This window comes from Hymenobacter terrigena (assembly GCF_054776515.1).
Genome location: NZ_BAAHBU010000001.1, coordinates 270,028 through 296,075 on the forward strand (window position 1 = coordinate 270,028; position 26,048 = coordinate 296,075).

Genomic DNA, 26,048 nt, shown 5'->3' on the forward strand with positions numbered 1-26,048 from the left:
AAAAAGGCCTCCCGAAACCGGAAGGCCTTTTCTCAGTACAGCAAGTGGTCTACTTAATTATCTCGAACCAGTTCTTCTGGCTGGTGCCGTTGGGCAGGGTCAGGATGTAGAAGTAGTTGCCGGCGGGCGTGCTGTCGTCGCCACCCCAATTGTTCTGGTAGTTGGTGGTTTTGTACACCTCGCGGCCCCAGCGGTTGAAGATGGTGAAGGTGTTGCCGGGGTAGAGGGAGATGTTGTCGATGATGAGCACATCGTTGAGGCCGTCGCGGTTCGGAGTGATGACGTTATAGGTCTTCACGGCGTTGGCGAAGCTCACGCTGGTTTCGTTCGAGTTCGAGAGCAGCGGCGTGGCATCGGTACTGGCGGCCACCACCCGGAAGTTCTGGCTGAAGCCCACGCCGGTGGCAGTGGCGTTCGGGTCGTTGTTGGTGGCGGTGTATTGCAGCGTCGTTGGGCTCACTGTGGCAATGAGCACCGGCGCACCGGCATCGGAGCGGCGGTAGATGCGGTATTCCTTCACTGCAAAGCCCACGAAGGCGTTCCAGGTGAGGGCCGTGCTGCCTTGGTCGCGGCCGCCAGCGGTGGCCGTGGCGGTGGCTTGCAGGCGGATGGTCTGGGCCACGCCGGTGGTATTAGGCGTGCCGCAGCCGTTGGTGAGGCTGAGCTGGTACTCGTAGGAATTGGCGTTGGCATCCACCGCGCTGTTGTCGGTGAAGGTGGTGGCCGAAGCTGCCACCTGGCCCACTACGGCGAAGGTGCCAGAGCCCGCCACGCGGCGCGATACCTGCACTTGGTTGGGGGTGTTGCCGCTGTTGGGTACGCTCAGGCTGAGGATGACACGGTTGTTGCTAGCGGCATCCACCGAGGCATTGGTCAGCACCACCGTCGGGCTATCGAACAGGATGGTACGCGTAGTAGCCGGGCCGGTGCAGGAAGCGGGCGCGGCGCTGATTTCAGCGGCGCTCACCGTGTACGGACCGGTCGCGTTGAAGCGCACCGTAACCTGGCTGCTGGTGCCGCCCGCCGTAATGGTGCCGCCCACCACGGTCCACTGGTAGCTCGCGCCGGCAGTGGGGTTGGCAATGGCGTACTGCTGGGTCTGGGCCACATTACACACGAAACCCGAGCCCGAAATAGTAGGAGCCGTGGGCGTAGGAGCCACCGTGAAGGGCGTGGTATAGAGCGGGCCCACGCAGCCGGCCGAGGTGGTTTCCTGCACCGTAAGGGTGTAGGTGCCGGGAGCGGGCAGCGTATTCAGCACGCGGGTGTTGCCGGTGCCGGCCAGCGTGGTACTACCCAGCTGGAACACATAAGTAGAGCCGGTGAAGCCGCCGGGCAGGCCGAAGGTCACGGGGCCGTTGGTCTGGCACACGCGCACCGGGGCGGTAATGGCCAGGGTGGGGCGGGGCGAAGGGTTGATGAGCACTCGCAGCGTATCGGAAGTGCCCAGGCAGCGCACACCGCTGGCGGGGTTGCTGGTTTCCGTCACCACAATCTTGCCAATGGTGGGCACCGTCACGGGCGTCCAATTCACGGTCACCGTATTCTGGAAGGTACTCACCTGCGTGCCGCCGATGATGGTCCAGGCGTAACTGGAGCCGTTGGCGTACGCGCCACTCACGTAGCGGTAGGGGCCATCGGCCTGGCACACGCCCCGAACCGGGGGCTGGCCCACGCCAATGTCGCCAGGACCGGTAGGCCGCACCGTTTGCAGGCGCTGGTTGATTACGATGGGTAGGGTGGTAGTATCGGACGAGCAACCTTGGGCATTCAGGCTGAATACCTTGAGGTAGCCGCCGGTGCTGGCCACGCCCCAGTCCACGGTGATGGCCGGGGTGCCCTGGCCGGCGGTGATGGTGCCGCCGTTAATCTGCCAGGTGAAGGGCGTGCCGGGCGGGAAAGTCGTGCCCGTTGGGCTAGCCACCGAATAGGCAATGCCCGTGACGGTGGGGCACACCGAAGCCGGCCCTACAATGGCCGCAGCCGCCGGGCGCGGGTTGATGGTGACGACCACGGCATCGGTGCTCACGCAGCCGTTGGCGGTGGTGGCCGTCACGGTGTAAGTGCGGGTGATGGGCGCGGTCGTGGTGTTCGAGGCCGTGAATACGGGCTGCGCGGCGGTGGTGCTGCTCAGACCCGTGGCCGGTGCCCAACTGTAGGTGTAGCCGGCGCGGGCCGGGGTGCCCAGGGCAATGGTTTTAAGGTCGCAGACGGCCGCATCAGGGCCGGCATCGGCTACGGCGGCGGGGTTCACGGTCACGGTCACGGTGCTGGTGGCCACGCAGCCGTTGGCGGTGGTGGCGGTCAGGGTGAAGGTGATGGGGTTCGGGGCGGTCGTGGTGTTGGTCAGCGTGAACGTGGGGTTGGCCACGGTGGCGCTGCTCAGGCCGGTGGCCGGGCTCCAGCTGTAGGTGGTGCCCGTAATCGGAGCCGCGCCCAGCGTGATGGTCGCGCCCGAGCACACGGCTTGGTTGGCTCCCGCTATGGCCACGGCAGCCGGGTTAATGGTTACCACCACCGTATTGGTGGCGGTGCAGCCGTTGGCCGTGGTAGCGGTCAGGGTGTAGGTCTGGGTGATGGGCGCGCCGGTCAGGTTGGGCAGGGTCACGGTCGGATTCAGCACCGAAGTGCTGCTCAGGCCGGTGGCCGGGCTCCAGGCGTAGGTGGTGCCAGCTACGACCGTGCCGTTGCCAATGGCCACGGGCACGTTGGAGCAGGTGGCGCGGGCCGGGCCGGCATCGGCCACGGCCGCGGGGTTGATGGTCACGGCCACCGTGCTGGTGGCCGAGCAGCCCTGAGCCGTAGTGGCCGTCAGGGTGTAGGTCACCACAATGGGGGCGGCCGTCAGGTTGGGCAGCGTCAGGGTGGGGGTGAGGGCAGTGGCGCTGCTCAGGCCGGTAGCGGGCGTCCAGGCGTAGGTAGTGCCGGTCACGGCCGTGCCGGTACCGATAACCACGCCCACATTCGAGCAAGTAGCTTTAGCCGGCCCGGCCTGAGCTACGGCGGCCTGGTTCACGGTTACGGCCACGGTGCTGGTGGCCGAGCAACCATTAGCGGTAGTGGCGGTCAGGGTATAGGTCGTGGTGATGGGCGCGCCGGTGGTGTTGGTCAGCGTGACGGTCGGGTTTAGGGCGGTGGGGTCACTCAGGCCAGTGGTGGGGCTCCAGGCGTAGGTGGTGCCTGCTACGGTAGTGCCGGCGCCCAGCGTGCGGGTTTCGCCCGAGCAGAACGTTACGGCCGGCCCGGCTTGCGCCACCGCGGCGGGATTCACGGTTACAGCTACGGTACTGGTGGCGGTGCAGCCTTGGGCCGTAGTGGCTGTCAGAGTGTAGGTGGTGGTAATGGCTGCGCCGGTGGTGTTGGTAAGTGTCACGGTTGGGCTCAGGGCCGAGGCGCTGCTTAAGCCCGTGGTGGGGCTCCAGGCGTAGGTGGTGCCTGCTACGGTAGTACCGGCGCCCAGTGTCCGGGTTTCGCCTGAGCAGAATGTTACGGCCGGGCCGGCCTGGGCCACAGCAGCTTGGTTCACGGTTACGGCTACGGTGGACGTAGCCGAGCAGCCGTTGGCAGTGGTAGCGGTCAGGGTATAGGTCGTAGTAATGGGTGCACCAGTCGTGTTAGTTAAGGTCACGGTGGGGTTCAATACTGAGGGGCTGCTCAGGCCAGTGGTGGGGCTCCAGGCGTAGGTGGTGCCGGCAATGGCGGTGCCCGCGCCCAGCGTACGGCTTTCGCCCGAGCAGAAGGCCACGGCCGGACCAGCCTGCGCCACGGCGGCAGGATTCACGGTTACGGCTACAGTACTGGTAGCGGTGCAGCCGTTGGCCGTGGTAGCGGTCAGGGTGTAGGTCTGGGTGATGGGCGCGCCGGTCAGGTTGGGCAGGGTCACGGTCGGATTCAGCACCGAAGTGCTGCTCAGGCCGGTGGCCGGGCTCCAGGCATAGGTGGTGCCAGCTACGACCGTGCCGTTGCCAATGGCCACGGGCACGTTGGAGCAGGTGGCGCGGGCCGGGCCGGCATCGGCCACGGCCGCGGGGTTGATGGTCACGGCCACCGTGCTGGTGGCCGAGCAGCCCTGAGCCGTAGTGGCCGTCAGGGTGTAGGTGGTGGTGATGGGTGCGCCAGTCGTGTTGGTGCCGGTCACCGTTGGGTTGAGGATGTTCGGGTTGCTGAGGCCGGTGGTGGGCGTCCAGCTATAAGTAGTGCCGGCCACGGGCGTAGCCGCACCGCCCAGCGGGGCCGAAACCGTGCCCGAGCAGAAGCTGATGGCCGGGCCGGGTACGGCCACGGCGGCGGGGTTGATGGTCACGACAACCGACGAAGTCGCGGTGCAGCCGGCGGCGGTGGTGGCCGTCACGGTGTAGGTCTGGGTGATGGGCGCGCCGGTGGTGTTAGTCAGCGTCACAGTTGGTTGGGCAGCTGTGGGGCTGCTCAGGCCGGTGGCGGGGCTCCAGCTATAGGTATAGCCAGCCAGCGCCGGCGTGCCAATGGCAGCCGAAGCCACGCCCGAGCAGGTGCTGCGGGCCGGGCCGGCATCGGCCACGGCGGCGGGGCTCACCGTCACCACCACCGAGTCGCGGCTCAGGCAGCTTGGGCCGGAAGATACGGTGAGCGTGTAGGTACGGGTGATGGGCGCGCCGGTGATGTTGGGCAGGGTCACGGTGGGCTGGGCCACACTGGTGCTGCTCAGGCCAGTGGCCGGGGTCCAGGCATAGGTGAAGCCTGTAACGGCTGCCGTTCCGATTTGCACGGTAGGGCCGGGTGCGCCTACCAAGCTGGGGCACACGGTAACGTCGGGGCCGGCGTTGGCGACGGGCGGGGCCGTCACGGTCACCGTCACGGTGGTCGTGGTGGTGCAGGTGCCGTCGGTGCCCGTTACGCTGTAGGTAGTGGTAGCGGTGGGCGATACTGTGACGGTAGTACCGGTCGAGTTGATGCCGCCGCCGGTCCAGGTGTAAGTCAGGCCCGCCACGCCGGTCACGGTCAAAGTAGTCGACGTGCCCTGGCAGATGCTGGGCGCGGCGGCCACGGCGGTAAGGGCCGGGAGGGGCCGGATGTCCACGGTTTTAACCACCGAGTCAGAAAGGCAGCCGTAGGTTGAAACGCCTTTGAGCGACAGCGTGCCGGTGGTGTTGGCACTGGCCCAGGTCACCTGCACCGTGTTGGTACCCTGGCCGCTCGTGATAGTGCCGCCCGTGATGCGCCAGCGGTAGGAGGCCGGCACCGGGCCGGTAGCGGTGTAGGTGCGCGCCGTGGCCGGGTCGCACACCGAGGCCGGGCCCGTGATGGCAGTGGGGCCGGCCGCTTTGGTTACGGTAATGCGAAATAGGTCGGCCGCGAGCTTGCCGCCGCAGCCGTTGTCCTTCACGGTCACGCCTAGGTCATACGCCGTGGCGCGGGCATTGCCGCAGCTCGAGTTAAACACAAAAGTGCCGCTCACCGAGGCCGTGCCCGTAGCCGTAGCCGTGCCCGTCAGGTTGCCCGGCACTACGGTGCCGGTACTGCCATTGAAGGTCGTATTAAACGGCCCGCTGCCATCGAGCAAAACGCTGTTGACCGTGAGCACCAACGGGTGGCCAGCGCTGGCCTGGGTGGCCGAAATGGGAATGCTGAGCGACTGCCCCTCTTCAATTGTATAGTTGCGGGGCGTGGTGATGGTGGAGGGCAGCACCGGCGGCGGCGTGGGCGGGCAGGTTCTTACCAAGAGCTGTAAATCACGCCGGGTAGTGCCGAGCAGCACTTGCTGCCCGTTAATATTGCGGTACTCCGACACGTCAACGGCCACCACGTACTGGCCGATGGCGGTGCCGCCGTACTTGGCAACGCCAGTGGTGGCGTTGATGAGGGCGAAGTTGCCGGCTCCGACTCCGAAGGGGTTTGCGGTGCTGTATGTCGGATTATAGACCAGCGGCGTGGCCAGGGGCGGCGTGGCGTTTGGGCTGGTTGCCTGCCCGTACGGAGTGCCGAAGGTGTACACCAGCCGGTCCCCGTCGGGGTCAGTGGCGTTGTTGAGGGTGATGGTGGTATCGTTCTGGCACACGATGGCCACGGCCGTATCCGAAAACACGGGCGACCGGTTGAAAATCAGGGGCGGGGCCATGCTCACATACAGCGTCATCGGAAAATTGGCCGAATTGGCTATGTTGGCAATGCCCGCGTTGCGGTTGCCCAGCGAATACACGGCGTAGTACCCATCGAAAGACACCGGCAGATTGACCGTCTGCTGGTACTTTACCAGGTAAAATGGCTGGCTTGGTCCCGTGACGGCACAGCCCACCGGAATTGGTGGCTGAATAGCCACCGGCGTTGGGCCTATTCGCGGCAGGTTGGCCGAGGGCAAAGAGGCGCCCGTAGTCCGATTATATAGTTCGACGGGTGCGCTGTTGGGGTACGTGGTCGCACCAGGCAACGCATTAATGTATAGAGTAACGGTTATCTCGTAGCGGAACGGGGTTCCGGTCGGGCCGCTGGCATCTATGTAGCGGTAATTCATCTCGCCGCCTAGGGCATGCGAGGCCTGCGCCGGGCGGGCTCCCAGCACCAGCAGCACCAGCAGTAGCATCGGCCCAAAAAAACGCCGTAGTAAGGTTGTAGGCATATAATAAAATGAAGGGTAGGAAATCTGAAAAACTGCCCCGGCCACCAGAAGGCAGCCGGGGCGGTTAGAAGGCGGATTCAGGCTTGGTGGCCCGAAGGAATGGTTTGGTTACTCGCGCACCACGCGGCGCAAGGCGGTCTGGCCCTGCGCGTCGCGCAGGCGCAGCACGTACACGCCGGCCGGCAAGGCGCTCAGGTCCAGCTGAGCATCCGCGGCGGGGCCCAGGCGCAGGGCCGTGCGCAGCACCGTAGCACCCAGCAGGTTCTGCACTTCGGCAGCGTAGAGGCCGGCGGCGCTGGCATCGGGCAGGTGCAGGCTCACCCGCCCGTCCAGGGTGGGGTTGGGGAAGAGGCTAAGCGTGGGCAGGGCCTGGGCCTCGCGAGTAGCCAAGCCCAGGATGCGCAGCTGGTAGTCTTCCACCTCAGCGTTGAGGACGTTGACGGCGCAGGGGTTGGGCGTACCGCCGGTGACGTTGGCCACCACCATCACCCGCATGCGCGGGTTGATACCGGCCGTGCCGGTGGGCACCGTGAAGGGCGCCGCGAACGTGTTGGCCGTGGCCGTGCCGTTCACCACCAGCTCGGAGGCTTCAAACGTGCCGTTCATGTTCCAGTCTACCCAGGCCGAGGTGCGGTGGTTGGCGGCCAGGTTCGTGCCCACGGACAGGGTGAGCGAGTTGCCTGCGTAGGCCGCCAGGGCCAGGCTGGTGTAGTTGGCGTAGCCACCCGTGGCCACGCTGGTGCTGTTGGTGAACGCCGGCGAGGCATTGGCAATGCTCACGGTGCTTATATAGAAAGGGCTGGGCAGCTGCTGCCCGGCAGGGCCGAAGCCGCCCGTGCCATACGAAGCACAGTACGTGAGGCACGGCACCTGAATGGTCACCGCGTTCAGGCGCGTCACGCTGGCCTGGCCGTTGGTGTTCGTGGCCGCGAGCGTAACGTTGTAGGTGCCTGAGGCGGTGTAGGTGTGCGAAGGATTTTGCAGCGTGCTGGTCGTGCCATCGCCGAAGCTCCACAGCCAGGAAGTGGGCAGGTTGCTGGTGAGGTCGGTGAACTGGATGGGGTTCACGCAGCCGCCGGGCACGTAGTTGGAGCTGAAGTTGATGATGGGCGGCAGCGTGTTGGGCCGGGCGATGACGGTGTAGTCTTCCACCTGGCCGCTCACGGGGCTCACGCAGGGGCCCCCAACGTTGCCAATGGCATCGGCCATCACGCGCAGGCGCAGGGGCTGGTTGAGCGTGGTGCCGGTGGGCAGCGTGAGGGTGGTGGTAGCGCCGGGGCTGGCCGTGTTCAGGCCCGTGTACACCAGCTCGGAAGCGGCAAAAACGCCGTTGTTATTCAGGTCCAGGTACACCCGAATGTCGTGCCGGTTCACGCCGCCCGTGGTAATAATCATCTGGTTGCTCACGCCCGCAATCAGCTCGGTGCGCTGCGGGCAGGTAAAGTCCTGGTAGCCGGCGCTGCCGTCGGCCGAGGTGTTATCGATGGTGCCCAGTTGGAAGCGGGTGATGCCGTAGTTGGCAAAGTAGTTGGTGGTCTGGGGCGAGCAGCTGGCCGCCGGCGGCACCGACGCATTATACACAATGCTGGTGGCGGCGCTGGTGTTGTTGCCCACCGCGTTGGTGGCGCGCAGCGTCACGGCATAGGTGCCGGCCGTGGTGTAGGTGTGCGAGGGGTTTTGCAGGGTGCTGGTGGTGCCGTCGCCAAAGGTCCAGAGCCAGGACGTGGGCAGGTTCTGGCTGGCATCGGTGAACTGCACGGTGCCCGAGCAGGTAGTGGTGCCATTGGTGGTGAAGGCCGCTACCGGCGCGCTCACGTTCGACGACAGCTGCACGCTGTAGTCTTCTACCTGCGAGTATTGAGGCGTGGAGCACGACGTGGGCACGGTGGTGGCCAGCGCATAGTCCGACGACACCCGCATGCGCAGGTTGGTGCTGAGCACGGCCGAGGCCGGCGGCGTAAACGTGCCCGTGTGCAGGATGCTGTTGGGCGCGTCGAGCACCAGCTCGTTGTTGCCGGTGAAGGCCCCGTCGTTGTTGTAGTCAATCCACACCTTCACGCTCTCGTTCACGTTCGGGCCGGTACGCACGCTGATGGTGTAGGCCTGGCCCACCGTCAGGGCTGCGTTGACGGTGCAACCGTAGTCGTGGTAGCCGTCGATGTAGTTGCCCGTGGTGTTGTTGATGAGGTTATTCCCAACGGTGACGTTGAGAATGCCCATGCCGTAGAGGTTGGCCTGTGCGTTGCTGGCCCGGCCGGGCGTGCACGTGGCCGCAATGGGGCAGGTGGTCTGGGCAACAGACGCTGAGCTTACGCCCAGTCCCAGCAAAACAGCAATAAAACCCGGCGCAAACCGGGACCAGGAACGTAAGTGTGGATGCATACGGTACTTTGAAAGAAAGTAATTGAATTCAACGGATAAATGTAAGCAGAAAGCGGCCATGGCCCCGCCGCAATCGGCCATTATCCACTCTGAGTCGGCCACCCCGCACGCGGGTTCGCCTAATGCCGGCCGCCGCGCAGCCAGCAAGTAGCTGACCAGAACCCGCGAAGGAGGTTTAATGACGCGGCGCAAAAATCGCACCACCCCGCCGTAAGTTTGCCGGGATTATTCGCTCATCTTTCTCCCCGGCCTGGCTGGGGCATTATTTTTTAGGTTATGCCAACTCCCACTGTTCTCATTACCGGCGGCACGTCGGGCATTGGCCGGGCTTGCGCGCTGGCTTTCGGCCGGGCCGGCTACCAGGTCGCCATCACCGGGCGCGATGAAAATAAATTGGCCGATACCGCCGCCGCCCTGGCCGTTGCGGGCGTCGCCCACCTCACCGTCCGGGCCGATGTGGGCGACGAAGCCGCCGCCGAGCGCGCCGTGACCGAAACCGTGGCCCGCTTCGGTGGCCTCGACGTGCTGCTCAACAACGCCGGCATCAGCATGCGCGCCCGGTTTCAGGATGCGGATTTGGAGGTCATCAAGCGGCTGATGCAGACCAACTTCTTCGGCACCGTGTTCACCACCAAGTTTGCGCTGCCGCATCTGCTGCAGCGCAAGGGCACCATCGTGGGCATCAGCAGCATCGCGGGCTACCGGGGCCTGCCGGGGCGCACGGGCTACTCGGCCTCTAAGTTTGCCATGAATGGCTTCCTCGAAGCCCTGCGCACGGAGCTGCTCGACCAGGGCGTGAACGTGCTCACGGCCGCCCCCGGCTTCACGGCCTCCAACATCCGCAACACGGCCCTGGCGGCCGATGGCTCCTCGCAGGGCGAGTCGCCGCGCGACGAAGGCGCCATGATGAGCAGCGAGGCCGTGGCCGACGAAATCCTGAAAGCCGTGCAGCAGCGCAAGCGCACCATCGTGCTCACGGGCCAGGGCAAGCTGGTGGTCTTCCTCAATAAATGGCTGCCCGGCCTGAGCGATAAGCTGGTGCTAAACCACTTTCGGAAAGAGGAAAAAGGCGTGGACGTAGGGTAGCGCCCGTCATTGCGAGTGGAGCGCAGCGGAACGCGGCAATCCGTCCTGTACAATGTGATAAGCCCTGAGACGTAAAAAGCCCCGACACTGCGAAGTGTCGGGGCTTTCTGGTATAAGAAAGGGTTTGGTTTTGACAGGACGGATTGCCGCGTTCCGCTGCGCTCCACTCGCAATGACAGGCGCGAGATTACATCGATGCCTTCTGCGCCAGCTTCACGGCCTCGTACATGTCCACCACGCCGCCGGTCACGGAGAGCGTCGAGAAATCGACCTGCTTGTCGGTGCCGGGCGTCTGCACTTTGGTGTGGTGCACCTGGGCCGACTGCATGATGATGCGCTTCAAATCGGTAGCCGTGAGCTTGGGAAAGTACGATTTCAGCACCGCCGCCACGCCGGCCGTCACGGGCGAGGCCATGCTGGTGCCGCTTTCGTTGCCGTAGGTGCTGCCGGGCAGCGTGCTGTAGATGCCCACGCCGGGCGCGAACACGTCCACGCCCTTCTTGCTGTAGTTCGAGAAGTCGGCGGTCAGGTTCACGTTGTCCTTTGGGCCGGAGGCGCCGACCGTCAGCAGGTTCGGGATGGGCGTGTTGTTCATGTAGAACGAGGCCGGGTAGTTGTCGGCCACGTCGAGGTTGTGGTTTTCGTTGCCGGCGGCGTGCACCAGCAGCACGCCTTTCTGGGCGGCGTACTTGTAGGCGGCTTCCACGGCGGGGCGCTGGGGCGAGAATTCCTTGCCGAAGCTCATGTTGATAATCTGCGCGCCGTTGTCCACGGCGTAGCGGATGGCGTTGGCAATGTCCTTGTCGCGCTCGTCGCCGTCGGGCACGGCGCGCACCATCATGATGCGCACGGGGTCGGGGGCGAGGCCCTGGATGCCGAGGTTATTGGTGCGCACCGCCGCAATGATGCCCGAGACGTGGGTGCCGTGCATGGGGTCAGGGCCGTGGAGGTCGTTGTTGCCGTAAAAGCGCTGGTTCACGTCCTCGGGGTTGTCCTTGATGATGTCGGCCCGCGGATTGAAGCTCAAATTGAGCGAATTATCCAGCATGCTGCGTTCCTGCTTCACGCCCTCGTTCAACTCCTTGAGCAGGGCGTCGGCGTCGGCCGCGCCGGTCTGGCGCATCATGTCGAGCATGCCGGCCACGGCGCGTTTCAGGTTGGGGTCGTCGGGGTTGGCGTTTTTGAGGGCCGTGGTGTCGAGCTTGTCGGTGCCGAGGGCCTGCTTCATGCTGGTCACCATCATGGTGAGCGGACCGCTCATTTCCTCCACCTGCTTGCTGCGCTCGGTTTCCTCCTTGAGGCGGGCCGAATAAGCTTTCTCCGCTTTCTGATACAGCGCGTAGGCAGCCTTATCGGCCGGCTTCACGGTCTTAACAGTGACGCCCTTGAAGCGCTTGCGGCCGGCGGCCACGATGCGCGTCATCTCCAGCGTTTCGGCGTTTACGTTGCGGCCGTCGGGCGCGCCGAGGAAGTTCCAGCCGTGCACGTCGTCGATGTAGCCGTTCTTGTCGTCGTCGATGCCGTTGCCGGGGATTTCGCCGCGGTTCACCCACAGCACCGGCTTGAGGTCGACGTGGGCCGTATCGATGCCCGAGTCAATGACTGCCACCACCACGGGCGTCGGCACCAGGTTTTTGAGAATCTCATTATAGGCGCGGTTGGCGCCCACGCCGGGCACGTTGTCGAGCTGCGGGTCTTTGAGGTACCATTGGGCGGCGCTCTGGTCGCCGGCCGCAGGGATAACGGCCGGCGAAGTAGCATTGACCGATTGGGCCTGGGCCAGAACCGGCAGGGCCAGCAAGGACAGCGAAAGCGACCAGCGGCGGAAAGGATGAATCGTCATAAACAAAGGATAGGGCCGCAATGGAGCAGCCGGTGTGGTTAGTAAACCGATTTTAGCACAAATGAAGTTCAGGCGAGCCAAAGACGTGCCAGCGATGCGGGACGTTGCGCCGGTCGGCCCCAGCCGGACCGTCCTTGGCGGCCCAGCTGGCAGTTGGAAGGTAGTTGTGGTGTGAAATATTGCATGTCCTCCCACTGGCGCGAGTCATCCGGTAACTTCACGCCCTCATTCTGGTTTCCTGCGCATGATTCGTTCCTTACGTCCGCTGCTCGCGGCGCTGCTGCTGCCCTTGGCGGCCCTGGCCCAAACGCCAAAGTCCTACACTTCCTCCGAAATCCTGTTGGGCCTCAAGAAGCTCAACGTCCTCGGCTCGGTGATGTACATCGCCGCCCACCCCGACGACGAAAACACCCGCCTCATCGCCTACATGGCCAACGAGCGCCTGCTCGAAACCAGCTACTTGAGCTGCACCCGCGGCGACGGCGGCCAGAACCTCATCGGCCCCGAGCTGCGCGAAGGCCTCGGCGTGATTCGCACGCAGGAGCTGCTGGTGGCCCGGCGCCTCGACGGCGGCCGGCAGTTCTTCACCCGCGCCAACGACTTCGGCTTCTCCAAAACCTCCGACGAAACCTTTCGCATCTGGGACAAGGAGCAGGTGCTGGCCGACATGGTGTGGGTTATCCGCCAGCGCCGGCCCGATGTGCTCATTACCCGCTTCCCGCCCGACGCCCGCGCCGGCCACGGCCACCACCAGGCCAGCGCCATCCTCGCCGCCGAAGCCTTCGACGCCGCTGGCGACCCCAAGCGCTTCCCCGAGCAATTGCAATACGTGCAGCCCTGGCAGCCCAAGCGCCTGCTCTGGAACACCGGCAGCTTCTTCGTGAAGCCCGGCGAAAACATGGACGGCTACCTCAAGCTCGATGCCGGCGGCTACAACCCCCTGCTGGGCCAGAGCTACGGCGAAATCGCGGCCCGCAGCCGCAGCAACCACCGCAGCCAGGGCTTCGGCTCGGCCGCCCAGCGGGGCGAGGCGCTGGAGTATTTCCAGCCCGTAAAAGGCGACAAAGCCACCAAAGACCTGTTCGAGGGCGTGGACCAGACCTGGAACCGGGTGCCCGGAGGCGCGGCCGTGGGCAAGCTCATTGAGGAGGTGATTCGCAAGTATGATGCGAGCAACCCCAGCGCCAGCGTGGCGGGGCTGGCCAAAGTTTATGAAGAGCTTGCGCGCTCACGAGCAAATTCCAAAGACTTATTCTGGGTTGACGAAAAGCTAGCAGCAACTTCGGCTCTGTTGCAGGCATGCGCAGGCATTTATGCTGAGGCAACTGTAAACGAGCCCACAATTGCCAGTGGCGGTGAAGGAAGCGTGACTTACACCATTCTGAATCGGTCTGCCGTACCAATTAAGCTGAATAAGGTTAGGCTGTCCAAAAGCCATTTCCCAGGCGACCCTCTCTCTATAGTGCTAGACGACCCAAGGGTAGATTCTAAGCAAGCAGCAGACCTCAATGCTGGCAAGTTAGTGACTGGTACACTGCCGATTTCTGGCTTTAATAATGCCTTGATTTCCCAACCTTATTGGTTAAGAGAGCCAGGCACTGTGGGCATGTATAAGTATTCTGAGCCGGAGTCGAATTCTAAATCAATCAGCCATTTCGTGCGCGGTACGCCTGAAAACGCACCGGTTGCCACCGTGGGTTTCTTCTATTCGATTAATGGCGTAGCGTACTACTTTGCTCAGGTCCCCGTCCAATACAAGCACACCGACCCGGTGCTTGGAGAACTCTACCAACCGCTGGCCGTGGTGCCGCCCGTGGCTGTGAACCTGCCCGCCGCCCGCGCCTACGTCTTCGCCGATGCCCAGCCCAAGACCGTGCCCGTGACCCTCAAAGCCGGCCGCGCCGGAGTGGCCGGCACGCTGGCCCTCACCCTGCCCGCCGGCTGGACCAGCACCCCCGCCAGCCAGTCCTTCGCCCTCGCAGCCAAAGACGCCGAGCAAACCATCGAGTTCCGCGTGCAGCCCGGCCCTGGCGCTGCTCCCGGCAAAACGGAGTTGCGCGCCGTGGCCACCGTGGACGGCCAGGCCTACAGCCGCGGCATCCAGACCATCCAATACCCCCACATCCCCACCCAAACGCTGTTTCCCGAAGCCGTGGCCCCGCTCGTGAAACTAGAATTGCGCAAGCGCGGCCAGAACGTGGCCTACCTTATGGGCGCTGGCGACGAAGTGCCCGAGGCCCTGCGCCAAGTGGGCTACAACGTGACCTTGCTTGAACCCAAAGACCTCACCGCCGCCCGTCTCAAGCAATACGACGCCCTGGTGGTGGGCATCCGCGCCTACAACACCGTGGACCGCCTCAAAACCCAGCAGCCCGAAATCCTCAAATACATGGAGCAGGGCGGCAACGTGGTGGTTCAATACGTGGTGAACCGCGGCACCGTAATGCCCGAAATCGGCCCATACCCAATGACGCTTTCGACTGACCGCGTGACCGTAGAAGACGCCCCCGTGACGCTGAGCAAGCACCAGCTACTGGCCGCCCCGAACAAGATTACGGCGGAAGATTTCAAAGGCTGGGTGCAGGAGCAGGGCCTCTACTACCCCTCAAAATGGGACCCGAAATACCAGACCGTGATTTCGAGCAGCGACCCCGGCGAACCGGCCAAGGAAAGCGCCATTCTGGTGACGGACTACGGGAAGGGGCACTACATCTACACGGGCTTGTCGCTGTTCCGGGAGCTGCCGGCGGGCGTGCCGGGCGCGTACCGCATTATCACGAACATGATTTCCTACGGGAAGGAACCGGCGCAGTAGTGGAATGTAGCGTGGACTCTGCGAGTCCGCGCTTGGGCGAGACGGCCCCGACGATGCGCGGACTCGCAGAGTCCACGCTACATTGCCCGTCATACCGAGCGCAGCCGAGGCATGACGTTCTTTTGTGTTTTCAACTATCATCCCCAGGCTTTCCAGCCTCCTGTAAATACCCGTGCTCACAGTAGAAAAAATCGGCGGCACCTCGATGACCGCCTTCGCCGACGTCCTCGACAACATCATTTTCCACGGCCGCGAGGGCACGAAGCTGTACAACCGCATTTTCGTAGTGTCGGCCTACGCCAACGTCACCAACTGGCTGCTCGAAAACAAGAAAACCGGCGCGCCCGGCGTCTACCACCACATCACCCAGGGCCAGGAGTTCAGCCAGCCGCTGCAGGACGTAGCCACCAAGCTCAAGGAACTGAATAAGCAATACGAGCCGCTGGGGCTGGATTTGGCCGCAGCCGATGCCTTCATTCAGCAGCGCATCGACCAGGCCCAGGTATACCTCGACAGCCTCGTGAACGTGCTGGCCTCCGGCTACGTGAACAGCGTGAACATCCTGCAGGCGGCCCGCGAAATCCTGGCCTCGATAGGGGAGGCGCACTCGGCCTTCAACTCCGTCAACATCCTGCAAAACCGGGGCATGCACGCCACCCTCGTCGACCTCAGCGGCTTCGACGATGCCCAGCCCCTGACCATCGACGAGCGCATCCGGCAGGCATTTACCGACATTGATTTTCCGCGCACCATCTGCATTGCCACCGGTTACACCAAGGGCACGGAGGGGATTATGCGGGAATTTGACCGGGGCTATTCCGAGGTCACCTTCAGCAAGATTGCCGTGGCCGTGCGGCCCCAGGAGGCCATTATTCACAAGGAATACCACCTCAGCTCGGCCGACCCCAACCTGGTGGGCGTGGACCAGTGCCACCCCATCGGCTTCACCAACTACGACGTGGCCGACCAGCTCGCCGACGTGGGCATGGAGGCCATCCACCCCAAAGCCTCGAAGCCGCTGGAGATAAACGCCATCGACCTGCGCATCAAAAACACCTTCGAGCCCGAGCACCCCGGCACGCTCATCACCCGCGACTACGTGTCGCCCACCAAGCGCATCGAAGTCATCACGGGCACCGATAAAGTCGTCATCATCGACATTCACGACCCGCTAATGGTAGGTGCCGCCGGCTTCGACCTCACGCTGATGCAGGTATTTTTCGACCTCGGCGTAAGCTATATTTTCAAGGCCACCAGCGCCAACAGCATTTCGCTGCTCATCTGGGAAAAAGACCTCAAGCCGCAATTGGTGGCCGCCCTCGAAGCCAAGTACGAGAACGTGACCGTGCAGCCGGCCGCCCTGGTCTGCCTCATCGGCTCCAACATTGATGAGCCCGGCCTGCTGGCCCGCGCCGCCGGCGCTCTGGCCGATTCCGGGATTAATATCCGCAGCGCCGGCTTTGCGTTGCGCAAGGTGAACATCCAGTTCATCGTGGGCCGCGAGGATTACAAAACTGCCATCATCGCCCTGAATCAGGCGTTGGGGTAGCAGTAGCGTGGACTCTGCGAGTCCGCGCATCCAAACCTTCCGCCCCTGCGCGGACTCGTAGAGTCCACGCTACTTTCGCTCTATGACGCTCCGCCAGTTCCTCGTTTTTACGGCCCTCACGCTGCCGGCCTGCGCCCTGCTCATTCTTTTTTTCGACCAGCCGCTGGCCCGGTTTATCCACGGGCATTTCACTTGGGTGGCGCCTTTCTTTGCCACTCTTACCGCCACCGCCGATAAGATTCACGATGCGCTGATGAGGCACGTCGTGGGCCTGCCCATCATCTTTTTGGTGCTGGGACTCGCCTTCGCCATCGGCCGCTACGTCCTCAAGAAGAAAGACGCCACCATCTTCCTCATCCTGCTGCTCACCCACGAATTCAGCATGGTGCTGGCCAATGTGCTAAAGGGCACGGTGCACCGCCTGCGGCCGGAGGTGCTGTTCGGGGCCGGCTACGAGGGCACCGGCCTATGGGCCACCGGCCCGCACAACGACTCGTTTCCTTCCACGCACACTGCCACTTATTTCAGCCTGTTCTGGCCGCTGGCAGTGGCATTCCCGAAGTATCGGGGGCCGCTGCTGGTGCTGCCGGGGCTCATCGCGCTGGGCCGGCTGGTGCTGGGCATGCATTATTTGAGCGACGTGTGGTTTTCGCTGTGGCTGGTGGTGGCATTGACGTTTTTATTTGGGCTGCTGGATAAACCACGCAGCGTAGCAGCGGTGTAGAAACGCATAGTTGCGTCTCTACAACCCCGCGCCGCCTTTGCCGTTCAGCCCCCAGCCGGCGTGTCGGCCTTCGCTTTTGCATGAGAAAATACCGCTTACTCCCCGCCGCATCGCTGGCGCTATTGCTTTTCCTGACGCTGGCGGCCTGCTCCGCCACCAAGCCCGTGGCTAACCCCCAGTTGGTGGTGCTGGGGCATGCTGGTTCCGGCTTCTACACGCCCATCAGCCCGTTCAACTTCCGGCCGCCGAGCAGCTGGCGCGGCATTCGGAGGGCACTGCTGCGCGGGGCCGATGGCGTGGAAATTGACTTGCAAATGAGCCGCGACAGCGTGGTGATGCTTTACCACGACCAGCATTTGCAGGACGGCAGCACCGGCACCGGCTGCGTGAGCCAGCGCACCGCCGCCGAGCTCACCCAGCTGCGCTACAAGGGCGGCTTCCCCTACGACCTCTTCCAGAAGGAGCACCCCATCACCTTCGATACCCTGCTGGCCCGCCTCAACCGTCGGCCCACGTTCCCCTTCATTCACCTCGACCTGCACGAGGACGACCAGTGCCTGCCGGCCGGCCGCCAGAGCGAAAAAGTACCGCTGTTGGTACGCCAGATTGCCCGCAGCCTCGCCCGCTACCACGTGCCGCCGGCCAAAGTCCTGTTCATCACCCAGGACGGGGCCACCGTCCGGCTGGCCCGCACCGCTATGCCGGCCGTGCGCATCGGCCTCGAAATCGCCTCCGATGAATTTGCAGCCGGCCTGAAAACGGCCAAAGCCGAGAAGGTTCACACCGTGGTGCTCGACGCCGACCGCGTGACGCCCGAGCAAAGCGCCCAGGCCCACGCCGCCGGGCTGAAAGTGGTGGTGTTCGGCGGCCGCTCGCCCAAGGACCTGCGCCGCGTGCTCAAAACCCAACCCGATGAGATTGAGGTCGACAACGTGAAGCGTCTGCTCATTATGCAAGGCCGCAATCAGAAGTAGGAGACGCCCCGAGATTATTGACGAAAAAGCCCGATTCTGTGTTGAATCGGGCTTTTTGCTGCCTGTTGCGGCGGCTATTTCCGTCAGTGCCTTCCGCTTTTGTGTGGGCTGTGCGGCTTTCACATGCGTGCAGCAATCAATATTAATGGGCGCTTTCTGGTGCAAGGCTGGTTGCGCTGTGCAACCTTGAATTAAATTATTAATCTATATATTATAATAAAATATTATTCACCCTAATTCCATCTGCTATGAACGACCAAACCGCCCTTATCACCGGTGCTTCGAGTGGCATCGGTTTCGAACTGGCCCGTTGCTTCGCCCGCGATGATTACCGCGTGGTGCTCGTGGCCCGCCACCTGGATGAGCTCCACGAAGCGGCCCGGCTGCTGCACCAGGAGTTTGAAAGCGTCGACATCGTGCTGTTGCCCTTCGACCTGAGCCACCCCAATACGCCCGCCCAGCTCTACGCCGAAACCACGGCCCGGGGCCTGCAAATCGATGCACTGGTGAACGACGCCGGCTTCGGCGAAACCGGCTACTTCACCGATACCGACCTGGCCACGGAGCTCGCCATCATTCAGGTAAACACAGCGGCGCTGGTGCAGCTCACCAAGTTCTACCTGCGCGACATGGTGGCCCGCAATGCCGGGCGCATTCTGCAGGTGGGCTCGCTGGCTTCCTTCACGCCCAGCCCGTGCCAGGCCGTATATGCCGCCACCAAGGCCTTCGTGCTCAGCTTCACCGAAGCCGTGCAGCACGAGCTCAAGCAGCAGAAATCAGCCGTGACCATGACCGTGCTCTGCCCGCCGCCCACCGACACCAACTTCTTCCGCGCCGCGCACGCCGAAAACACCCGCGCCGCCAGCCACCCCGCTTCGGCCCGCGCCGTGGCCGAAGAAGGCTATGACGTGCTGATGGACGGCGGGGCCCGCAGCCTGCCCACCATGAGCGCCAAAGTCAACTTCTTCACCAGCCTCGTGCTGCCCGATTCCATGCTGGCCACCCTCATGAACAGCCAGCTGCACCCGGCCGAGCACAAGTGATTTGGCCACCCATCCGGCAACGGGTTTTGCGGGTTGGGCCAAGCATAAAAAAGGCCGCGACACCAGTGCCGCGGCCTTTTTTATGCTCGAAGAGCCGACAGTTTTACTTGCCCATCTTCTTGGCCTGCGCCATCAGTTCCTCGTTCATTTTCACGTACTCGCCATTCGGCGGCGTGGCGGCCAGCGCGGCTTTCTTCGAAGCTTCGGCGGCTTTGGTGGCGCCAGCGTAGTCCTTCATTTTCAGGCGAATTTTGGCTTCTGTGTTCAGGTTCCAGTACTTGGTGGGCTCGGCGGCGTTGGCTTTCTCCATCCAGGCCAGGGCCTGCTTCAGGTCCTTGTTGTTGTCGAAGTAGTATACAGCGGCCGAGGCGAGGTCGGCGGGAGCGGGGGTAGCGGCTTTGGTGATTTTCTCGTCAATCTGGGCCATTACCTTGCTGTCCACGTCGGCCTTGATGTTGAATTTGGCGCCGGTGTTTTCCCACTCCATGGCTACGTTGGCGGTGGCGGGAGTCAGGTCGGTGAAGGCAATGGTGAAGGTTTCGACCTTGCCGGCCACCTTGTAGGGCTTGATGGTGAAGCGGGCCACGTCCTGGTCGTCTTTGAAGCCGTCCACGTCGGCGCCCTGCTTGAGGCTTTTGTTCAGTACCACGGTCCACTCGGTGGGGCGCGGCACGGTGTAAATGCCGTATTCGCCGGCCGGAATCTTCTTGCCTTCGATGGTCACGTCATCCGAAAACTTGATGCTGGTGGTGGCATTGGCGCCGGTGCGCCAGCGCTTGCCGTTGGGCACCAAGGAGTTGTCGCTGCCGAAAATGCTGCGACCCTTGGCGCTGGGGCGCGAGTACACGATGGTGATGTCCGTGAGGCCCACGCGCTGCGTGATGGTGCTCTGGGGGCTGGCGGCGGGCGTCTTGATTTGGGCTTGGGCAGCCGGCGCGGCCAGCAGGGTAGCAGCCGCTGCAACAGCGACGGAGAAACTTGCGAAGTGCTTGCTCATCAGTAAGGAGAGGGTGATGGGATAGTTGTTGAGGGGCTAAAAATACGAAACCCGCGCTTGGGGCGCGGGTTTTGGGAGCTAATACCAATGTTTGTGGGTGTTATTCTCGAGCTTTAGTAAGGAGATTAAACCGGTTGATGCCGCGAGTCTGAAGCAGGTCGGTCAAACTATAAAACTGCCACGATTCAACATTTGCCTGAATTTTTAAATAGAAATACACTGGTCTTTGTAAAATTTTGGGAGCTAAAGTCTGTGTTGCAGCAATACAATCGGCTAACTGGTTCTTACTAAGCTGACCAAATAGTCCTGATTCAATTTGCTTTTGGCGCTCCCATGATGGAACTGCTAGTAACACTGGCAATTGCTCTACATCATAAGCCAGAAAAGGTAAGGAATGTAACTCTGTTAATTGTGATGCAGTTAATTCAACACCATGTTGCAAAGCAACTTGATTAATAACTTTAGATTGAAAGTTTTGGTCAGTTCCTGGCAAAGCAAATGAGAACTGGTTTCTAGCATTAAGGCTGATAACGCAGCCACCAAACCCATTAGGGTCAAGCGGTTTATAGCAACTAAATGGAATTGCTGGCAATTGCTCGAGAGCAACAATACCTGTGTCTGTCCCATTTCCAGTTTGTTTAAAGTGCCCGGTAAGCATATAAAATCCGACAAGTAAAAAGAATAGGCCCGCAAATGGGGCCATATCCGTCAGTGAAATGCCTCTTTCCCAATTTTGGCCTGAGCCCAATCTATACCTTGTAGCACTCATATTCATAAATAATTACGGCCCTTACTTCGTCAAATCTAACGAAGCAAGGGCCGTAATCGTGTGTTGCTAAATTAAACCCTACGTCAGCTCAAACTGCAGCCGCAGCAGGTTCGCATACAGCCCGCCTTCGCGGTCGCTCAGCTCCTCGTGCGTGCCGGCCTCCACGATGCGGCCGCCGTCAATCACCAGGATTTTATCGACTTTGCGAATGGTGCTCAGGCGATGGGCGATGATGAGGCTGGTGCGGTGCTCCATCAGCTCATCCAGCGCACCCTGCACAAGCTTTTCGCTTTCGCTGTCGAGGGAGGATGTGGCTTCGTCGAGGATGAGGATGGCGGGGTTTTTCAGGATGGCGCGGGCAATGGCCACGCGCTGGCGTTGCCCGCCCGAGAGCTTGATGCCGCGGTCGCCCACCACCGTATCGAGCGCCTCGGGGAAGGCCTGGATGAACTGCCAGGCGTTGGCGCGCTGGGCGGCTTCGATGATTTCGGCGTCGGAGGCGCCGGGCTTGCCGTAGGCAATGTTCTCGCGGATGGTGCCGCCGAAAAGCAGCGTTTCCTGCGGCACAATGCCGATATGGCGGCGCAGGCCCGTGAGGTCGTAGTCCTGCACGTCGTGCCCATCTACGATGATGCGGCCGCCGCTGAGGGGGTAAAACTGCATCAGCAAGCCGGCGATGGTGCTTTTGCCCGCGCCGCTGGGGCCCACGAGGGCAATTTTCTCGCCCGCCGAAATGTGAAAGTCAATGTCCGAAAGCACCGGTACGTCGGGCCGGGTGGGGTAGCGGAAAGCCACGTGCTCGTAGCGGATGTCGCCGTGCAGGCGGGCCGGCACCAGCCCCACAGGTGGGGTGACATGGGTGGGTTCCACCGGTTCGGCCAGCACCTGCCGGATGTATTCGGTGGCGCCCAGGATGCTTTGCACTCGCCCGAACAATTCGCCCAGGCCCGCCACCGAAGCCCCAATGAAGGTGGTGTACAGAATAAAAGAAATCAGCGTACCCACGGCCAAGTGGGCGGGGTCGCTTTCGGGTAACTGCACTAGAGTGGCGCCGCGCCATAGCACCAGAATGATGCCCCCAAACACGCCCGTAATAATGAACGACACAAAGGCGCCCCGGAAAAAGCCGCTGCGCAACGCCGCCTGCACTGCCCGGTTCAGCCCGGCCGTGTAGCGGGCTATTTCGAACTGCTCGTTCGTAAACGCCTTCACCGAACTGATGCCATGCAGGGTTTCGTCCACGATGACGCCGGCCTGCGCCAGCTCCTGCTGCGTCGATTTGGACAAACCCCGGATGCGGCGGCCCGCCAGCCCCGCCAGCAGAATAATGGGCGGAAATGTGAGCAACATGAATAGCGACAGCCGCGGCGACATCACCAAAATAAACGCGAGGCCGCCCACCAGCGTGAACACCTGCCGGAATACTTCGGCTAAGGTGAGCGAAAAAGCATCCTGCACCTGTGCCACGTCGGCGGTGATGCGCGAGATGAGGGCTCCGACGCGCGTTTGCTCAAAAAACGTGAGCGGCAGTTGCACGAACTTGGTGTAAAGGGCCTGCCGAATGTCGCGCACCGAATACTCGCTGACCTGCGCAAACAGCCAGATGCGTCCGAATGAAAACAAGCCTTGCAACACGATAACACCGAACAGGGCCAGTGCAATGCGGCCTACCGTGAGCGTAAAGCCGCCCGGCGCGATGTACGGATGGCCCGTGGCAGCGTCCACGAGCTTGCCCGCTATCCACGGAAAAGCCAGCACCGTGCTGCTGCTGCCCACCAAAAACACCATGCCGATAATAAACTTGGTGCGGTAGGGCCGCACGAAGCGAAACATTTCCAGCGCACGGAGCAGTGCGGCTTTGGTTATCTTGGTTTTGGGACGCTCATCTACAGAGTCGCTGCCACTGGTATTGAATCCACTACGGGCCATCGGGTCTTATCTAATTCTACTAATTATAACGCGGCAATTTCGGCCGCCGGGCATGAGGCGCGAGTGAAGCTGTGCTACTGATGCCGGCCGCGCGCGGGCTGGCGGCGCACCTGCTCCACGTGCATTACGCCAGCCGCACCGAAGGGCACGGGCAACTGTACCATCACGGGCAACGGGTGGCCGCGGCGCATGCCCGGCTGCCAGCCTGAAAGCAGGCTCACCACGCGCAGGGCCTCGGCGTCGCACTCGGGCGAGAGCGACTGCGCCACCACGGGATTGCTGATGCTGCCGTCCTCGTTCACGGTGGCATTCACCAGTACCTTGCCGTTGAGGCCTTTGGCTTTGGCGGCTTCGGGGTAGTTGATGTGCTCCAGGAAAAACAGGCCCATGGCCTGCTCACCGCCGGGGTACACAGGGGCGCGGTCGGGGCGGTTGGCGGCGGGGTCGCGCTGCACCTGCATCTGGCCGGGCTTTAGAATGATGGTCTGGCCGGTAGCGGGGGCGGGCTGCTGAGCGTGGGCCGCGCCGGCGATGAGTAGCAGGCCGAAGGTCGGGAGGAAGTTTTTCATAGGCAGAATAACGGCCGGGCCAGCGCCCGCGCCATTTATAAATCGCATAATGCAGGAGACGAACAAACGGCTCAAATACCTCAAACCCCGGACTACGCCGACAGGTTCGCGGCCTGCGGCACGGCAGCGGCGGGGCGCGAAATGAGCAGCAGACCGAGGTATACCAGCGCGCCGTTGAGCAGCAGGATTTCGAAACCGAACTTGTAGCCGTTCAGCCACTCCACGGAGTGCGACACGATAAGCAGCGTGAGGAGCACGGCGGCGGTGCAGGTGGGCAATACGAGCTTGTCGCGCAGCTGGCGGTGGGTGAGAATGCCGAAGGCAAACAGGCCCAAAAGGGGGCCGTAAGTGAAGCCCGCAGCTTTGTACACGGCATCAATCAAACTCTGCTCGTTGAGGACGCGGAAGATGAGGATGATGACGATGAGCACCACCGACCAGCCCAGGTGGGTGAGCTGGCGCAGGCGCGTCTGCTGCGCCTCGGGGTATTTTTTGATGTCAAGAAAATCGACGCAGAAGGAAGTGGTGAGGGCCGTGAGGGCCGAGTCGGCCGAGGCGTAGGTGACGGCGATGATGCCCAGAATGAAGATGATGCCCGCAGCTAGTGAGAACTGCGTGGTGGCCAGGAAGGGGAAGACCTTGTCGGTGTCGAGGGTGCCTTTGAGGTTGAGGAGCTGGGGCAGTTCGGTGAGCTTGAGGCCGCGGGCGGCGGCGTACTGGTACATGAGCACGCCCAGCGTGAGGAACAGGATGTTGACGCAGACAATGACGGGCGTAAACCAGAACAGGTTCTTCTGCGCCTCGCCGAGACTGCGGCAGCTCAGGTTTTTCTGCATCAAATCCTGGTCGAGGCCGGTCATCACGATGGTGATGAACATGCCCGAGGCGAACTGCTTCCAGAAGAATTTGTCGTCGCGAAAATCGGAGAAGTAAACCTGCGACATCGGGCTTTCTTTCACCGAAGTGATGAGCTTGGCGAAGGAATAATTCAGCGCATCTGCCATGAAGTAGATGCTCAGGGCCACGCAGCTCAGCATGGCCAGGGTCTGAAAAGTATCGGTCCAGAGAATGGTTTTCAGGCCGCCCTTGAAGGTATAGAGGTAAATGAACAGGATGCTGACCACCACCGTCACGGCAAAGGGCACGCCCATCGCATCAAAAACGGCCAATTGCAGCACCCCCGCCACCAGGTACAGCCGCAGGGCCGAGCCCAGCGAGCGCGAAATCAGGAAGAACAGGGCCCCGGTTTTGTAGCTCCAGTAGCCAAAGCGCTGTTCCAGATACGAATAGATACTCACCAGCCGCAAGCGGTAGTAGAGCGGCATAAGGACGGTACCGATAACGACGTAGCCGGCCACGAAACCTGCCGCCACGGCCAGGTAGCTCCAGCTTTTGCCGTACACGTTGCCCGGTACCGAGATGAAGGTGACGCCCGAAAGCGAAGTGCCAATCATGGCAAACGCCACCATGTACCACGGCGCGTTGCGGTTGGCCACGAAGAAGCTTTCACTGGTTGCGCCCCGCGACGTGAGCAGGGCAATGATGATGAGGACGACGAAATAGCCCGCAACCAGGCTCAGTACTAAAGTTGGCGACATGTAAGCTAGGGCAGGAGGGGATGGGGGTAGGAGGGTAAGAAGTTTGGAAAGTGAATTGGGGGCAAAGGTCGGCAGAATAACTCATGCCCCCTTACCCTCCTGCCCGCAGACCCTAAAAACCTATTCCCAGTCTTGCCAGCGCAGGATTTCGCCCACGGCCGGCGCGTGCAGGTCGCCGCGCAGCATGCCGCCGGCCGCCACTTCCTCAAGTTGCCGCAGCGGCTCGGAAGCGGGCTCGTCGGCCAGGGCGAAGGTGCCGTGGTGCATGGGCACCACGTGGCCGGCGCGCAGCACGTTGGCAGCTTTGGCGGCTTCGTGGGGGTTGACGTGGCTTTTGGCCATCATGTAAGCCGGCTTGTAGGCCCCGATGGGCATCAGGGCAATGTCGATGGGTCCGAAGCGGGCTTCGATGGCCTCGAAATGCTCGGTGTAGGCCGTATCGCCGGCGAAGTAGATGAGCTTGTCCTGCACCCGAATCATAAAGCTGCCCCAGAGCACGCGGTTCATATCGGTCAGGCCCCGGCGGTGCCAGTGCGCGGCGGGCAGGTAGGTGATTTCGAGCGGCGAATCGGGGCCGAGGTCGTACTGCTGCCACCAGCCGGCTTCCTGCACGGACAGGGCGGGAGCCATGCCGCGCAGCAGCGGGCCCATGCGCAACGACGACAGTACCCGCATCTGCGGATTCTGGGCAGCGAGCAACTTGACGGATTTCTCGTCGAGGTGGTCGCGGTGGCCGTGCGAGAGCAGCAGGTAGTCGATGCTGCGAATGGCCTCGGGCGGGCAGGGCAGGGGGTGACGGTGCCGCAAGCCGATGGAGCTAAACAAAACCGGGTCAAAGAGCAGCGACACACCCGCCGCCCGCAGCAAAAAGCAAGAATGGCCCAGCCACACCAGCATGTCCTCGGTTGAGGAAAACGCCGCTGCGCAGTCCATTACTTCCGGGGCCCAGGTATCGCGCTTCTTTTCTTCCTTCTGCGGGTTGGTCGAGAGCTGCCACTTCAGCACGTTGGCGAAGCTGGGCTCAAACAGCTCCTCGCCGTTGGCGAATTCGTTGCCGAACAGCTTGTTGCCGGGGTAGCCGGGCCGCACGGTGGGCAGCGCCTCGTTGCGGAGATATGAAATGCGGTGGGCCATGATAATCTAACGAAGCTTCGGGAGCCAAAGAAACGGGCGGGTGG

The 26,048-nt window shown here is 62.5% G+C and carries 15 protein-coding genes; 6 read left to right on the plus strand and 9 right to left on the minus strand.

Annotated features, from left to right (window positions below; all coding sequences use genetic code 11):
* Nucleotides 1–49: 49 nt before the first annotated feature.
* Together ACYU7Q_RS00975 and ACYU7Q_RS00980 are read right to left on the minus strand one after the other, a co-directional pair.
* Complete coding sequence (locus tag ACYU7Q_RS00975) at nucleotides 50–6,592, minus strand: T9SS type B sorting domain-containing protein (RefSeq protein ID WP_460607562.1); 6,543 nt, start codon at nucleotides 6,590–6,592, stop codon at nucleotides 50–52.
* 108 nt (nucleotides 6,593–6,700) lie between these two features.
* Complete coding sequence (locus ACYU7Q_RS00980) at nucleotides 6,701–8,974, minus strand: GEVED domain-containing protein (protein WP_460607563.1); 2,274 nt, start codon at nucleotides 8,972–8,974, stop codon at nucleotides 6,701–6,703.
* Nucleotides 8,975–9,250: 276 nt separating this feature from the next.
* Between ACYU7Q_RS00980 and ACYU7Q_RS00985 the strand changes: the two genes are divergently transcribed.
* Nucleotides 9,251–10,060, plus strand: a complete 810-nt coding sequence (locus tag ACYU7Q_RS00985) for an SDR family oxidoreductase (RefSeq protein WP_460607564.1) — start codon at nucleotides 9,251–9,253, stop codon at nucleotides 10,058–10,060.
* A gap of 187 nt (nucleotides 10,061–10,247) precedes the next feature.
* Here ACYU7Q_RS00985 and ACYU7Q_RS00990 read toward each other — a convergent pair whose 3' ends face one another.
* On the minus strand, nucleotides 10,248–11,903 hold the full coding sequence (locus tag ACYU7Q_RS00990) for a S8 family peptidase (RefSeq protein WP_460607565.1): 1,656 nt from the start codon (nucleotides 11,901–11,903) through the stop codon (nucleotides 10,248–10,250).
* Nucleotides 11,904–12,147: 244 nt separating this feature from the next.
* Here ACYU7Q_RS00990 and ACYU7Q_RS00995 point away from each other — a divergent pair, with 244 nt between their 5' ends.
* The 5 genes from ACYU7Q_RS00995 (at nucleotide 12,148) to ACYU7Q_RS01015 (ending at nucleotide 19,008) form a co-directional block, all read left to right on the plus strand.
* The gene (locus ACYU7Q_RS00995) at nucleotides 12,148–14,718 is read left to right on the plus strand and encodes a PIG-L family deacetylase (RefSeq protein ID WP_460607566.1); all 2,571 of its coding nucleotides are present in this window, start codon (nucleotides 12,148–12,150) and stop codon (nucleotides 14,716–14,718) included.
* Nucleotides 14,719–14,890: 172 nt separating this feature from the next.
* Nucleotides 14,891–16,267 carry an aspartate kinase gene (locus tag ACYU7Q_RS01000; protein ID WP_460607567.1) on the plus strand — a complete coding sequence of 459 codons (1,377 nt, stop codon included), beginning with the start codon at nucleotides 14,891–14,893 and terminating at the stop codon, nucleotides 16,265–16,267.
* An 82-nt stretch (nucleotides 16,268–16,349) separates the two neighbouring features.
* The gene (locus tag ACYU7Q_RS01005) at nucleotides 16,350–16,991 is read left to right on the plus strand and encodes a phosphatase PAP2 family protein (protein WP_460607568.1); all 642 of its coding nucleotides are present in this window, start codon (nucleotides 16,350–16,352) and stop codon (nucleotides 16,989–16,991) included.
* Between the two features lie 80 nt (nucleotides 16,992–17,071).
* Nucleotides 17,072–17,965 carry a glycerophosphodiester phosphodiesterase gene (locus ACYU7Q_RS01010; RefSeq protein ID WP_460607569.1) on the plus strand — a complete coding sequence of 298 codons (894 nt, stop codon included), beginning with the start codon at nucleotides 17,072–17,074 and terminating at the stop codon, nucleotides 17,963–17,965.
* A gap of 248 nt (nucleotides 17,966–18,213) precedes the next feature.
* On the plus strand, nucleotides 18,214–19,008 hold the full coding sequence (locus tag ACYU7Q_RS01015) for an SDR family NAD(P)-dependent oxidoreductase (protein WP_460607570.1): 795 nt from the start codon (nucleotides 18,214–18,216) through the stop codon (nucleotides 19,006–19,008).
* Between the two features lie 103 nt (nucleotides 19,009–19,111).
* Here ACYU7Q_RS01015 and ACYU7Q_RS01020 read toward each other — a convergent pair whose 3' ends face one another.
* The 6 genes from ACYU7Q_RS01020 to ACYU7Q_RS01045 form a co-directional block, all read right to left on the minus strand.
* A complete protein-coding gene (locus tag ACYU7Q_RS01020; RefSeq protein ID WP_460607571.1) occupies nucleotides 19,112–20,005 on the minus strand; it encodes a DUF2911 domain-containing protein in 894 nt (297 codons plus the stop codon).
* A 100-nt stretch (nucleotides 20,006–20,105) separates the two neighbouring features.
* Nucleotides 20,106–20,708: a hypothetical protein gene (locus tag ACYU7Q_RS01025; protein WP_460607572.1), complete on the minus strand. Its 603-nt coding sequence runs from the start codon at nucleotides 20,706–20,708 to the stop codon at nucleotides 20,106–20,108.
* A 144-nt stretch (nucleotides 20,709–20,852) separates the two neighbouring features.
* Nucleotides 20,853–22,703 carry an ABC transporter ATP-binding protein gene (locus ACYU7Q_RS01030; protein WP_460607573.1) on the minus strand — a complete coding sequence of 617 codons (1,851 nt, stop codon included), beginning with the start codon at nucleotides 22,701–22,703 and terminating at the stop codon, nucleotides 20,853–20,855.
* 74 nt (nucleotides 22,704–22,777) lie between these two features.
* Nucleotides 22,778–23,272 (minus strand): energy transducer TonB, encoded by a 495-nt coding sequence (locus ACYU7Q_RS01035; RefSeq protein WP_460607574.1) that lies wholly within the window; start codon nucleotides 23,270–23,272, stop codon nucleotides 22,778–22,780.
* A 92-nt stretch (nucleotides 23,273–23,364) separates the two neighbouring features.
* The gene (locus ACYU7Q_RS01040) at nucleotides 23,365–24,870 is read right to left on the minus strand and encodes a sodium:solute symporter (RefSeq protein ID WP_460607575.1); all 1,506 of its coding nucleotides are present in this window, start codon (nucleotides 24,868–24,870) and stop codon (nucleotides 23,365–23,367) included.
* Between the two features lie 120 nt (nucleotides 24,871–24,990).
* Nucleotides 24,991–26,004, minus strand: a complete 1,014-nt coding sequence (locus ACYU7Q_RS01045) for an MBL fold metallo-hydrolase (protein WP_460607576.1) — start codon at nucleotides 26,002–26,004, stop codon at nucleotides 24,991–24,993.
* Nucleotides 26,005–26,048 lie beyond the last annotated feature (44 nt).